A 13786-nucleotide genomic window follows, 5' to 3' on the forward strand; every position below is an offset into this window, starting at 1 on the left:
TCAGCGGGGCATTCTGACTCTCCGCAGGTCATTCCGGCGGTGAGATACCCCGTGCCGCGGCCTTCGGTAACCAGCGTTGAAGGCCACGCAATGGCTCGAAATTCGGCTTCGCGCGCGCTGTTTACCGCGTCGGCTGCAATGGCAGCCGCAGCAATATCTGTTGCTTTCAACGCGCCTGCGATGTTGCTCGCCTCGGTCGCTGGCATCGCGGTGTTTGCCGCTGTGCCCTTGCTGCGACGGTCACTTGCAAAGCCCGTCTCGCCCCATCCGGCGCGCGCCATGGCCGAGAAGGCCGCTCTTGCCGAGCGCGATATCGATCGCAATTGGGAACTGGGTGAGTTTTCCGGTCACCTGGCCACCGTCTTCGATGCGCTGGGCGACATGGTGACTGCCTGCAATCTGGACGGCCGCATCGTCTATGCCAATCAGACATTCCGCAAAGCGACAGGCTGCGACAATCCGGTCGGACTGACGCTGGACATGGCCGGTATCAAGCTCACAGCAACCAATGAGACCGGCGGTCGCGAGCTGGTGCTGGGTGGCGGAGATGAGCAAACCATCTGGACCTGGCACGAAACCGCGTCCCGCGACCCGTCCTCCGGTGATCTGTTCATCAATTGCATCGGCCGCAATGTGACGGCCGCGCGCCGGGCCGAAACCGAGCTTGTTGAAGCGCGGAAAAAGGCCGAGGCCGCCAACCACGCCAAATCCCGTTTTCTGGCCACCGTCAGCCATGAAATCCGTACGCCGCTCAATGGCATACTCGGCATGACCCATTTGCTGGAACAGACCGAGACGACACCGGAACAGGCGAGCTACCTGAAGACTGCGCGCGAATCCGGCCATTCACTGCTGTCGCTGATCGAGGACCTTCTCGATGTGACCTCGATCGAGGCCGGCCGGCTGCATCTGCGCCATGAAGAGGGTGACCTTGAAGACCTGGTGAACGGCGTCAGCGAGTTGATGGCGTCGCGCGCTCATGAAAAGGACATCGAGATCGCCGTCCACATTGCTGCCGAAGCGCCAGTCCGGATCACATCCGATATCGGCCGGCTTCGCCAGGTGCTGTTCAATCTTGTCGGAAACGCGATCAAGTTTACCGAGACAGGCGGAGTGCTTGTCGAGGTGGTGCGTGAAGATACCCATCTTGCCTTCATCGTCTCCGACACCGGTCCCGGCCTGAAGGATGCCGACAAGTCCCGCATCTTCAGCGAATTCGAGCGCGCCGACAACGGCCCGACCCGCAAGCAGGGCGGAGCCGGTCTGGGACTGTCGATTTCCGCGCGCATTGTCGAAGCGCTGGGCGGCGAGATCGGCGTCACGTCCGCACCCGGCCAGGGCAGCACGTTCAAGTTTACCGTGCCGATCAGGGAACTTGCCACTCCGGAAGCCAGCAAGCCGGTTTGCGGGACGCTTGAAGATCGCGCCGTGCTGGTGATCGCGCCCAGAGGCCCGGTCTCGACAGCACTTTTGTGGACCATTCGGGATCTTGGCGGCATTGCCGAGACAGCCGACGATGCCGAGACCATGATGACGGCGTTGACGCGGCTCTACCGCTCCGGCGCGACGCTGAGCGACATTGTCGTCGACCGCCGGATTGCCGACCGTGCGGACAGTCTGCTGGCCGCAGCGCCGGTCGACCTGCCCGACACCATCGAACGCACGCTGGTGATTGCGCCGGAAGACAGCCGTGATCTCGACAGTCACTCCGGACACGCCGCTGATGCATGGCTCGTGCGGCCGGTGCGCCGAGCTTCGCTGATCAATGTCCTGACCCGCCGCGATGACCGCGACGACCGGGACCGGTTGAGCTGCAAGATGCGGCCGGTGGTGCTCGAACGCGCTTCGGACAATCCGACGCTGGATATTCTTCTGGCCGAAGACGACCCGGTCAACGCACTGGTGGTGCGCTCGATCCTGGCCCGGCAGGGCCACCGCGTCACTGTTGTCGACAATGGCCGAAAGCTAGTTGACGAAGCGATGGAACGCCCCGGTGGCGCAGCCGGCTATGATCTCGTCATCACCGACCTGTCGATGCCGGAACTTGATGGCCGCAGCGCCATATTGCAGATCCGCGCCGAGGAAGCCGCGAGCCAGCTCTCCCGGTTGCCAATCATCGTGCTGTCAGCCGACGGCCATGCCTCAACCAGCGATGACCTGCTGGCCGCGGGCGCAGACGGGCACGCTGAAAAGCCGGTCGACCCGCAATGGCTGTTGCAGCTTGCAGCCGTCACCGCGCGCAAGAGACAGACCGCTACCGGATAGAACCGATTCGGGTTATGGTGCTCAAATGATCGACCGGGCAGCATGATAGTTGCGGATTTTCGAGGAGGTGCAGGTAGCCTTGGGGCCCTGGGCGGTTGCGCTGCGAATGACGGCGACACATAATTACCTTGGAATGAGCACAAGCTGGATGGCAAATGTCACCGGGATGTCGCAGAATCATGGTTGAACCCGGTCATCATCCAGCGGGAGAGTATCCATGCACACGCAAGTACAACGATCGATGACCAGCCCCTTCCTTGCACCGATTGCCAAATTCCAGCCTGAAGACCGGATCCTCGGTCGCATCGGCTCGCTCGAAGTCAGGCTTGCCGCCACACGCAGCGAAATCGAAGCGGCGCAAGCGCTGCGCTACCGTGTCTTCGTCGAAGAGATGGGCGCGCAGCTTCCGGCTGAGGCCATGCTGCAGAAACGCGATTTCGACAGCGTCGACCGGTACTGCGATCATCTGCTGGTGCTCGATACGGCGCTGACCGGTTCGACAGAAGAACAGATCGTCGGTACCTACCGTCTGCTCAGACAGGAGGTGGCGGCGCGCCATGACGGGTTTTACTCGCAGAACGAGTTTGACGTGATGGATCTCGTCAGCCGCACGCCAGACAAGCGGTTTCTGGAACTCGGCCGCTCCTGCGTGCTGAGCACCTACCGTATCCGCCGCACGCTTGAAGCGCTGTGGCAAGGCACCTGGGCCTATGCGCTTGGCCACGGCATCGATGCAATGTTCGGCTGTGCCTCCTTTCCTGGCGCCCGGCCCTATGCGCATGCACTGGCGTTGTCCTTCCTCAACCAGACGGCGGCAGCCAATGACGAGTGGAACGTGCGCGCCATCGCCGGACGCGGCTTGTCGATGGACATGATGCCCGCCGAAGCGATCAACCCGCGCGCCGCCATTGCCGCCATGCCGCCACTGGTCAAGGGCTATCTCCGGGTCGGCGCGGTGGTCTCCGGAGAAGCAGTGGTCGACACCGCATTTCAAACCACCGATGTGCTGGTGATGCTGCCGGTCAAACAGATCAACGGCCGCTATCTCAACCACTATGGCGCCGACGCCTCGCGGTTCGCCGCCTGACAGCTGAAAGACCGGGGGTCAGCAAAGCTGAGCCCCGGGACATTTGCGCAGCGTTCGGCTGCCGCCGTCAGCTCGCCGCGTTGTAGGCAGCAATGGCCGCCATGTTGACGATGTCGGAATCCTTGGCGCCCATCGAGACGATCTGGATCGACTTGTCGAGGCCGACCAGCAGCGGGCCGATGACGGTGGAGCCGCCGAGTTCCTGCAGCATCTTGGTCGAGATCGAGGCCGAGTGAAATGCCGGCATCACAAGCACATTGGCGGTGCCTGACAGACGACAGAACGGGTATTGCTCCAACACCTTGGAGTTGAGCGCCACGTCGGCGGCCATCTCGCCATCATACTCGAAATCGACCCGGCGCTTGTCGAGAATCTTGACCGCGTCCCGCACCCGCTCGGAGCGTTCGCCGGTCGGGTGGCCAAATGTGGAATAGGCCAGCATCGCCACCCGCGGCTCATAGCCCAGACGCCGCGCCATGCCGGCGGCCTCTTCGGCGATGTCGGCCAGTTCCTCGGAATTGGGCATGTCGATAACGGCGGTGTCGGCGACAAACACGGTGCGGCCACGGCACAGCGCCAGGGAAACGCCGATCATCCGGTGGCCGGGTTTGACGTCGACGCAGCGGCGAATGTCTTCAAGTGCTGTGGAATAATTGCGGGTGGTGCCGGTGACCATAGCATCCGCATCACCCAACGCCACCATGCAGGCGCCAAAATGGTTGCGGTCGGTGTTGATCAAGCGCTGGCAATCGCGATGCAGGTAGCCTTTGCGCTGCAGCCGCGCATAGAGATAATCGGTGTAGGCCTCGACCCGGCGTGAGACGCGGGCATTGACCAGTTCGATGCCGGAGCGGTCGAGATCGATACCTGCCAGCCTGGCGGTTTCGCGCATTTGCTCCTCCCTGCCCAGAAGGCAGGCGGTGCCGAGCCGCTGGTTCACATAGGACACAGCGGCGCGCATCACCTGTTCTTCCTCACCCTCGGCAAAGACCACCCGCTTGGGATGGCGGCGGACCCGCTCATAGAGCCGTTGCAGGGTGGAGGCGATCGGATCGCGCCGGGCTGAGAGTTCCTGCGCATAGAGCTCGAGATTGAGGATCGGCTTCTGCGCCACGCCCGAATCCATCGCCGCCTTGGCGACGGCGACCGGAATGGCCGTGATCAGACGCGGGTCAAATGGTACCGGAATGATGTATTGCGGGCCAAAGCGCGGCCGGACACCTTGGTAGGCAGCTGCCACATCGTCGGGAACGTCTTCACGAGCAAGCTCAGCCAGCGCGTTGGCGGCGGCGATCTTCATGTCCTCATTGATGGTCGATGCCCGGACATCCAGCGCGCCGCGAAATATATAGGGAAAGCACAAAACATTGTTGACCTGGTTGGGATGGTCCGACCGGCCCGTCGCCATGATCGCATCATTGCGGATCGCTGCGACTTCCTCGGGCGTGATTTCCGGATCCGGATTGGCCATGGCAAAAATGATCGGATTTTTCGCCATCGATGCGACCATCTCCGGCGTCAACGCGCCTTTGGCGGAGAGACCCAGGACAATATCTGCGCCATCCATGGCGTCAGCCAGCGTGCGCGCCTTGGTCTCTATCGCATGGCCTGATTTCCACTGGTTCATACCTTCGGTGCGGCCCTTGTAAATCACGCCCTTGGTGTCGCACAGGGTGATATTCTGGGGTGTGAACCCCATCGCCTTGACCAGTTCAACACAGGCGATTGCCGCAGCACCGGCACCATTGCAGACCAGCCTGGTGGTCTTGAGATCGCGGCCGGTCAGGTGCAGCGCATTGATCAGACCGGCAACAGCGATGATGGCGGTGCCGTGCTGGTCGTCATGAAACACCGGGATGTCCATGATTTCGCGCAGCCGTTGCTCGATGATGAAGCAATCCGGCGCCTTGATATCCTCGAGATTGATGCCGCCGAAGCTGGGGCCGAGAAACCGCACGCAGTTGATGAATTCGTCGACATTTTCGGTGTCGACTTCCAGATCAATGGAATCAACATCGGCGAAGCGCTTGAACAGCACCGCCTTGCCTTCCATCACCGGCTTGGAGGCAAGTGCGCCGAGATTGCCCATTCCCAAAATGGCGGTGCCATTGGTGATCACCGCCACCATGTTGCCCTTGGCCGTGTAATCATAGGCGCGGGAGGGATCCTCGGCGATTGCCTTGACCGGCACCGCTACGCCGGGCGAATAGGCCAGCGACAGGTCGCGCTGCGTCGCCATCGGTTTCGTCGGGTTGATTTCAAGCTTGCCTGGCCGTCCGCGGGCGTGGAAATCCAGCGCCTCCTGATCGGTCACAGCTGAAATCGAGCGATCTGTCTTGTCCGTCCCTGGCATATTATCCATCCCGTTGTGGGCGACCTTGTGTATGGCGCCTCGTACCTGTTGTCTTTGTCCTCATCCCACCGTTAGGGTGGTTGGCACGGCCTTTAAAGCCGGGCATCCGGTGGAGCTTACATCGCAAACGATTGAAAACAAGGCAGGCATTTCCTCTTGAACGCCGAATCTCCGTTAAACCCCGCCATACTGACGACCGCCCAACTCGCGACAGCCGAAAGCCGCGCTACGGCGACGCCGATGATGGAGCAATTCATCGAGATCAAGGCCAACAATCCGGATTCGCTGCTGTTTTACCGGATGGGCGATTTCTACGAGCTGTTCTTCGAGGATGCCGCTGACGCGTCGCGCGCGCTCGGCATCACGCTGACCAAGCGTGGCCAGCATCTGGGGCAGGATATTCCGATGTGCGGCGTGCCTGTCCACGCGGCCGACGACTATCTGCAGAAACTGATTTCGCTGGGATTCCGGGTGGCCGTCTGCGAGCAGACCGAGGACCCGGCGGAAGCCAAGAAACGCGGCGCCAAATCGGTTGTGCGGCGCGACGTCACCCGGCTGGTGACGCCGGGAACGCTGACCGAGGACAAGCTGCTCGATCCGTCGCAATCAAATTTCCTGATGGCTCTGGCGCGGATCAAGGGATCAGCGGAAGCCCAATATGGCTTGGCCTGGATCGACATCTCCACCGGCGCCTTTCATGTCGCTGAAAGCCGTGCGGCGCGGCTGCTGGCCGACATAGCCCAGGTTGAACCGAGTGAACTGATCCTTGCGGAGAACGTCTTCCATGACCCGGAACTCCGGCCATTGATCGACCAGATCGGCCGGGTGGCGGTGCCGCAACCGGCCGTGCTGTTTGACAGCGCCACAGCCGAAGGCCGGATCAGCCGGTTTTTCGAAGTTGGCTCGCTCGATGGTTTTGGCAGCTACAGCCGGGCAGAGCTTGCGGCAGCGGCGGCAGTGATCGCCTATGTGGAAAAAACCCAGATTTCCGAGCGGCCACCGCTGGGCCGGCCCGAGCGCGAGCGCGACGGCGCGCGGATGTTCATCGATCCGGCAACACGGGCCAATCTCGAACTGGTGCGCACGCTGTCGGGCGACCGGCAGGGCAGCCTGATCAAATCCATCGACCGAACTGTTACCGGCGGCGGCGGCCGCAAGCTCGGCGAATGGCTGATGGCGCCGCTGACCGATCCGGACGCCATCAACGCCCGTCTCGACGGCGTTTCCCATCTGATCGCCAACCAGACACTGACCGACACGCTGCGCCGCGCGCTCAAGGGTGTCTCCGACATGCCGCGCGCGCTGTCGCGGCTGGCGCTCAACCGCGGCGGCCCGCGGGATCTGGGCGCAATCCTGACCGGTGTGAAGGCAGCAAGGGATATCGCCGCGCTGTTTGCCTCCGGCGATGCGCCCGAGCAGCTTTCCACAGCACTCGAAACCCTGCGCGCGCTTCCCGGCGAGATCGGTGAACGGCTGACACAAACGCTGCATGATGAACTGCCGCTGCTCAAGCGCGATGGCGGTTTTGTCCGGGCGGGATTTTCCGCCGAGCTTGATGAGCTGAGGGCCTTGCGCGACCAGTCGCGCCGAGTGATTGCCGGCTTGCAACTGTCCTACGCCGAAGAGACCGGCGTGCGCTCGCTGAAAATCAAGCACAACAACATGCTTGGCTATTTCATCGAGGTGACGGCACTGAATGCTGGTCCGCTGACCGACAGCCCCGAAGCCAAATCGCGGTTCATTCATCGCCAGACCATGGCCAATGCCATGCGCTTCACCACAACCGAACTGGCTGATCTTGAAACAAGGATCGCCAATGCCGCCGGCGAAGCGCTGACCATTGAACTTGCAGCATTCGAGGATCTGGTGGCGCTCGTCGTCACCCATGCCGATGCGATCAAGGCCGCGGCGGATGCGCTGTCGGTGATCGATGTGACCGCAGCGCTGGCCGAACTCGCCAGCGAGCAGGGCTATGCGCGGCCGCGGGTCGATGACAGTCTTGCCTTCGAGATCGTAGCCGGGCGGCATCCGGTGGTCGAGCAGGCACTGCGGCGCCAGGCTGCACAGCCGTTTGTCGCCAATGATTGCGACCTGTCGCCCCCCGGCGACAGCGACGACGGCGGATCGATCTGGCTGCTGACCGGTCCCAACATGGGTGGTAAATCGACATTCCTGCGGCAGAATGCGTTGATCGCGATTCTTGCGCAGATGGGGTCCTTTGTGCCGGCGGGCAGCGCCCATATCGGTGCGGTTGACCGGTTGTTTTCCCGGGTCGGCGCGTCTGACGATCTGGCGCGCGGGCGCTCGACCTTCATGGTCGAGATGGTCGAGACGGCAGCGATCCTCAACCAGGCCAGCCCGCGTTCGCTGGTCATTCTCGATGAGATCGGCCGTGGCACAGCGACATTCGACGGCTTGTCGATCGCCTGGGCAGCGGTCGAGCATCTGCATGCGGAGAACCGCAGTCGCGGTCTGTTCGCCACCCATTTTCACGAGCTGACTGCGCTGTCGGAAAAACTGCCGCGGCTTTCCAACGCCACCATGAAGGTCAAGGAATGGCAGGGCGAAGTGGTGTTCCTGCATGAGGTCGGCCCCGGTGCTGCCGACCGCTCCTACGGCATCCAGGTGGCGCGGCTCGCCGGCCTGCCCGATGCGGTGGTGGCGCGCGCCCGCGAAGTGCTGCAGCTGCTGGAAACCAGCGAACGCGAAAACCCGGCAGCGCGGCTGGTCGACGATCTGCCGCTGTTTGCGGTGCCTGCGCGCAAGGAACCGGCCAAACCGGCCAAGGGACCATCGGAATCCGATGCCCTTCTGAGCACGCTCAACCCCGACGAGATGACGCCGCGCGATGCGCTGGAAGCGCTTTACGAACTAAAACGGCGGGTGTCGGAACAGCGGAAAAACTGAAAGGCCGGGATCGCCTTCAACCGATGATGTGAGGCAGGCCTCCGGCCACCGCGCAATATTTTGAGACCGGGAACTCTCATGCCGAAATTCGTCATCACCGGCGCATCCGGCGGCGGCAAGTCGACGCTGATCTCAGCCCTTGGCGCTAAGAGCTACGCCACCGTGCCGGAGGTGGGACGCCGATCGTAGCCGAGCAACTGGCCGCGCAAGGCACGGCGCTTCCCTGGCTGGATCAGGCTGCCTTCATGGATCTGCTGTTTGTCCGGTCGGTCGCGACATTCGACCAGGCTGGGGATGCCACGGATGCAATCGTGTTTTTTGACCGGAGCTTTCTCGAAGCCATTGCCTATGGCGCAGTGATCGGGCGACCCGTGCCAAAGGCAATGGCCGCGGCTGCAGCAGCGCGGAGATTTGAAACGCCGGTGTTCGTCTGCCCGCCATGGCAAGAAATTTTTACGACCGACGCCGACCGACGGCATGGTTTCGAGTTCGCGCTTCGTGACCATGCGGCCAATGTGGCTGCCTATGAGGCCGCTGGCTACACGCTCGTCGAGGTTCCGCGCGCTCCGGTGACGGACAGGGTGGCCTTTATCCAGCGAACACTGGCCGATTTGTCCCGGTCTCAGCCTTTCAATCCGGGCGAAAACCTTTAGAAAGGCCGTGAACCCTTCTATCGCAACTGACAAGAGTCCTCATGAGCAAGTTTGACGTCCTTTGCATCGGCAATGCCATTGTCGATATCATCGCCCGCTGCGACGACGCGTTTCTCGTCGACAACGACATCATCAAGGGCGCAATGAACCTGATCGACGCCGATCGTGCCGAACTGCTGTATTCGCAGATGGGACCGGCAATCGAGAGCTCGGGCGGCAGCGCCGGCAACACAGCCGCCGGAATTGCCGGCTTTGGCAGTCGCTCGGCCTATTTCGGTAAAGTTGCGGAAGACCAGCTCGGCAAGATCTTCAGCCATGATATCCGCGCCCAGGGCGTGCATTTCGAAACCAGGCCGCTGGAAAGCACCCCGCCGACCGCACGTTCGATGATCTTCGTGACGCCCGATGGCGAACGCTCGATGAACACCTATCTGGGTGCCTGCGTCGAACTTGGTCCCGAGGATATTGAATCCGATGTGGTGGCTGACGCGAAGGTCACCTATTTCGAAGGCTATCTGTGGGACCCGCCCCGCGCCAAGGATGCCATCCGGCTCTGCGCCGAGATCGGTCACAAGCATGGCCGCGAAATGTCGATGACGCTGTCGGATCCATTCTGCGTCGGACGCTACCGCGAAGAGTTTCTCGAGCTGATGCGCTCGGGCACCATCGACATCGTGTTCGCCAATTCCGATGAAGTGAAATCGCTCTACGAGACCGACAATTTCGAGCACGCCGTGTCGCAGCTGCGCAAGGACTGCAAGCTTGCTGCCATCACCCGTTCCGAGCATGGTTCGGTGATTGTCCGTGGCGACGAGCGCCATGACATTGATGCGATCGACATCGACGAAGTGGTCGACACCACCGGTGCCGGCGATCTCTATGCCGCGGGCTTCCTGCATGGCTATGCCAATGGCAAATCGCTGGAAACATGCGGCAAGCTCGGCAGTCTCGCAGCCGGGCTGGTGATCCAGCAGATCGGCCCGAGGCTGCAGCTTTCACTGGCTGACGCGGCACGCGACGCCGGGATCATCTGATCCCGGCCCAGCGGCTGGTGCTACATCACATCTTCAGGTGGACGGCCGGCGCGTGAGCGGTAGGGCGAGAATGCCCAGTTGTAGCGGATGGCGCCGCCACGCACGGCAAAAGCCAAGATGACGCCCGCAGCGGACGCGGCAAGTAGCGGCGCTCCGAGCAGGCTGGCGGCAACAAAGCCGCCGGCGCCGACAAGGGCTGCGGAGACATAGATTTCCGGACGCATCAGCACCGAAGGTTCGCCCGCGAGAAGATCGCGCAGGATGCCGCCCATGGTCGCAGTCATCATGCCGGTGACAAGTGCCACGACCGGCGATCCGGAAACAGCCAGCCCCTTGGCAGCGCCCATCACCGAATAGGCCGACATGCCGACGGCATCAAACCACAGCAACAGCCGGTAGCGCGACTCGACCAGATGGGCGGTGAAGTAGACAATCACCGCCACTCCGGCACAGACCAGCAGATAGGCAGGCTTTTCAACCCAGAACACCGGGGTCGCTCCGAGCACCAGATCGCGAAAAGTGCCGCCGCCAATGCCGGTCACGGCCGCCAGAAACACAAAGCCGATCATGTCGAGCTGCTTGCGCGAGGCGGCCAGCGCGCCGGTGGCGGCAAAAACCGCAACACCGGCGTAATCAAGACCTTCAAGCGGGGTCATCGGCGTTTTCTCCGGTCCGCCACTGAGCCCAACAGCCCGGCAGGATTGATCTCAGGCGTCTTTTTCAGCTTGGGCCGGGGCGCCAGGCTCAGGTGCGAGCTCTTTCGGGCCACCCTTGGCGACGCCGACCATGGCCGGACGCAGCATACGCTCGCCGATCACATAGCCCGGCTGCACCACCTCGACGACGGTGTTGTTGGCAACGCTCGGGTCCGGAACTTCATACATCGCCTGATGATAATTCGGGTCGAACTTCTGACCCTTCGGCTCCAGCTTGCTAACGCCATGGCGCTCAAGCGCTGCCAGCATGGCGCGTTCGGTCAATTCAACGCCTTCGACCAGGCTGTTCAAGCCATTGTCGGCAGCACCCTCGACCTGTTCGGGCACCGCTTCCAGCGCGCGCTGAAGATTGTCGGAAACCTGAAGCATATCGCGGGCAAAACCGGAAATGGCGTAGCTTTTCGCATCCCGGACGTCGCGGGCCGTCCGGCGGCGCAGGTTTTCCATCTCGGCCGCCATGCGCAGCCGCTGGTCCCTGAGTTCCAGGATTTCGGCCTTGAGCACCTCTACCGGGTCAAGCTCCTGTGCCTGCGCTGGATTGACGGCCTCTTCACCCTTCGGGGCGGCGTCTGCCTGTGGCTTGTTGTATTCGTGGCCCTGGCTTTCATCGCTCATGGTGTGCGTGTCCTGACTGTTCTTTATCATATTGAGAAGGTGCACCGCATATGAAAGTTCGGGCAGCAAAAATCAAGGCCTGCGCCGCCGCGAGGGTGATCTAACCCGCAATAGCGCGGTTATTTTGCTGCATTTTTGCACGGAGCTATTTGCGCGTCAGCCGCGACACCAGTTGCGCGGTATAATCGACCATCGGGACGATACGCGCATAGTTGAGCCGGGTTGGCCCGATGATGCCGACCGCGCCGACCACCTTGTCGTCGCCATCACGCCAGGGCGCGACGATCAGTGACGAGCCCGACAACGAGAACAGCTTGTTCTCGGAACCGATGAATATGCGGACGCCGGACCCCTCTTCGGCAAGCGTCATCAGCTCTATCAGGCTCTCCTTGCGCTCCAGTTCGTCAAACAGCAGCCGGAGCCGGTCGAGTTCTTCGCCCGCTGACAGACCTTCAAGCAGATTGCCGCGTCCACGTACGATCAGCCGCGCAGCACCGGCGCCCTCACGGGTTCCGGCCCAGACAGCCAGGCCGCGCTCGACCAGATCACGCGACAAGACATCAAGCGCGGAGCGCACCTCGTCGGTGATCCGCTCCAGTTCGCTGCGCACTTCGCCGATGGTGCGGCCAACGAGATGGGCGTTGAGAAAATTCGACGCTTCGGTCAATTGCCCGGCGGTGACCCCGTCCGGCAGCTCCATGACCCGGTTTTCGACCTGGTCATTGCCGCCGACCAGCACCACAAGCGCCCGCTTCGGATCAAGCCGGATGAACTCGATGTGGCGGATGGTGGCATCCTGCTTGGCAGCAATCACCAGGCCAGCGCCGCGGGTCATGCCCGACAGCATCTGGCTCGCCTCGGTGAGAAGTGTTTCCACCGGTCTGCTCGTGTCTTCAGAGCGCACCTGACGCTCGATCGTCTCGCGCATGTCAGGCTGCAGGTCGCCAACCTGCATGAAGGCATCGACAAAAAAACGCAGGCCCTTATGCGTTGGCAACCGTCCGGCGCTGATATGCGGCGCATAAATCAGCCCGAGATCCTCAAGATCACTCATGACATTGCGGATTGATGCCGGGGACAGGGCCATCGGCAGCATCCGCGACAGGCTGCGTGAGCCGAGCGGATCACCCGATTCCATATAGCTTTCCACAAGCGCGCGAAAAATCTCCCGCGAGCGCTCATCAAGCGCTCCGGAAAGGTCCGTCGATATGGATGGCGTGTTCATGGTCATAACCGTGTCCTCAAGGCTGCCTCTGGCGCTGCCTTTACGTAGAACATAGGGGGTTGAGCGCCCGCACGAAAGGGGTAATGCAAAGCGAGAGCCTGAGCCGGGGGCGCACGCAGCCTCTGTTGCAGGCGGTTTTTCTTTGCATGATGGCGTCCGCGCCGATAGAAGGCGGCAATATTGGAATCAGGAGAGACATGATGCGTCCATCAGGCCGGAAGTTAGACAAGATGCGGGCAGTCAGCTTTGACCGCAACGTATCCAAGCATGCCGAGGGCTCCTGCCTGGTCAAATTCGGCGACACCCATGTGCTGTGCACCGCCAGTCTCGAAGAGCGGGTTCCACCGTGGTTGCGCAATGGCGGCAAGGGCTGGGTCACAGCCGAATACGGCATGTTGCCGCGCTCGACCGGCGACCGCATGCGCCGCGAAGCCACCTCGGGCAAGCAGGGTGGCCGGACGCTCGAAATCCAGCGCCTGATCGGACGCTCGCTGCGTGCTGTCGTCAATCTCGAAGCGCTCGGCGAACGCCAGATCACAGTCGATTGCGATGTCATCCAGGCCGATGGCGGCACCAGAACGGCAGCCATCACCGGCGCATGGATTGCGCTGCATGATTGCCTGAAGTGGATGGAAGAACGCTCGATGATCAAGGTCGAACGGGTGCTCAAGGATCATGTCGCCGCCGTGTCTTGCGGCATCTTCGCCTCGCAGCCGGTGATTGATCTTGACTATCTCGAGGATTCGGCAGCCGAGACCGACGCCAATTTCGTCATGACCGGCTCTGGCGGCATTGTCGAAATCCAGGGCACGGCCGAGGCCGAACCGTTTACGCAGGACCAGCTTCTGGAACTGCTGGAACTGGCCAAGAACGGCATTGCCGATCTGGTCGCCATGCAGAAGGCGACGGTCTCCGGACCGCTGTAATTCAC

General features: G+C 62.0%; 9 protein-coding genes and 1 pseudogene. 6 read left to right on the forward strand and 4 right to left on the reverse strand.

Annotated features, from left to right (window positions below):
• The first annotated feature begins 90 nt into the window (after nucleotides 1-90).
• Together IMCC20628_RS18720 and IMCC20628_RS18725 are read left to right on the forward strand one after the other, a co-directional pair.
• A complete protein-coding gene (locus IMCC20628_RS18720) occupies nucleotides 91-2265 on the forward strand; it encodes an ATP-binding protein (protein WP_052766548.1) in 2175 nt (724 codons plus the stop codon).
• Between the two features lie 241 nt (nucleotides 2266-2506).
• The gene (locus tag IMCC20628_RS18725; RefSeq protein WP_047031456.1) at nucleotides 2507-3352 is read left to right on the forward strand and encodes a GNAT family N-acetyltransferase; all 846 of its coding nucleotides are present in this window, start codon (nucleotides 2507-2509) and stop codon (nucleotides 3350-3352) included.
• A gap of 67 nt (nucleotides 3353-3419) precedes the next feature.
• Here the strand turns inward: IMCC20628_RS18725 and IMCC20628_RS18730 are convergent, their stop codons facing one another.
• Nucleotides 3420-5705, reverse strand: coding sequence for an NADP-dependent malic enzyme (locus tag IMCC20628_RS18730; RefSeq protein WP_047031457.1), 2286 nt, complete (start codon nucleotides 5703-5705; stop codon nucleotides 3420-3422).
• A gap of 156 nt (nucleotides 5706-5861) precedes the next feature.
• On the opposite strand from IMCC20628_RS18730, the gene mutS reads away from it, so the two are divergent.
• The 3 genes and pseudogenes from mutS to IMCC20628_RS18745 all read left to right on the forward strand — a co-directional run bounded on the left by mutS (nucleotide 5862) and on the right by IMCC20628_RS18745 (nucleotide 10299).
• A complete protein-coding gene (mutS, locus tag IMCC20628_RS18735) occupies nucleotides 5862-8612 on the forward strand; it encodes a DNA mismatch repair protein MutS (RefSeq protein WP_047031458.1) in 2751 nt (916 codons plus the stop codon).
• A gap of 78 nt (nucleotides 8613-8690) precedes the next feature.
• A pseudogene (locus tag IMCC20628_RS18740) lies at nucleotides 8691-9265 on the forward strand (AAA family ATPase).
• A 41-nt stretch (nucleotides 9266-9306) separates the two neighbouring features.
• On the forward strand, nucleotides 9307-10299 hold the full coding sequence (locus IMCC20628_RS18745) for an adenosine kinase (RefSeq protein WP_047031459.1): 993 nt from the start codon (nucleotides 9307-9309) through the stop codon (nucleotides 10297-10299).
• A 20-nt stretch (nucleotides 10300-10319) separates the two neighbouring features.
• On the opposite strand, the gene IMCC20628_RS18750 is transcribed toward IMCC20628_RS18745, so the two are convergent.
• The 3 genes from IMCC20628_RS18750 to hrcA form a co-directional block, all read right to left on the reverse strand.
• Complete coding sequence (locus tag IMCC20628_RS18750; RefSeq protein ID WP_047031460.1) at nucleotides 10320-10955, reverse strand: trimeric intracellular cation channel family protein; 636 nt, start codon at nucleotides 10953-10955, stop codon at nucleotides 10320-10322.
• 51 nt (nucleotides 10956-11006) lie between these two features.
• Nucleotides 11007-11660, reverse strand: a complete 654-nt coding sequence (gene grpE, locus IMCC20628_RS18755) for a nucleotide exchange factor GrpE (RefSeq protein WP_156174576.1) — start codon at nucleotides 11658-11660, stop codon at nucleotides 11007-11009.
• Between the two features lie 115 nt (nucleotides 11661-11775).
• The gene (hrcA, locus tag IMCC20628_RS18760; RefSeq protein ID WP_047031462.1) at nucleotides 11776-12861 is read right to left on the reverse strand and encodes a heat-inducible transcriptional repressor HrcA; all 1086 of its coding nucleotides are present in this window, start codon (nucleotides 12859-12861) and stop codon (nucleotides 11776-11778) included.
• A 194-nt stretch (nucleotides 12862-13055) separates the two neighbouring features.
• On the opposite strand from hrcA, the gene rph reads away from it, so the two are divergent.
• The gene (gene rph / locus IMCC20628_RS18765; protein ID WP_047031463.1) at nucleotides 13056-13781 is read left to right on the forward strand and encodes a ribonuclease PH; all 726 of its coding nucleotides are present in this window, start codon (nucleotides 13056-13058) and stop codon (nucleotides 13779-13781) included.
• The last annotated feature ends 5 nt before the right edge of the window (nucleotides 13782-13786 follow it).

Source organism: Hoeflea sp. IMCC20628, assembly GCF_001011155.1.
Classification (GTDB): Bacteria; Pseudomonadota; Alphaproteobacteria; order Rhizobiales; family Rhizobiaceae; genus Hoeflea.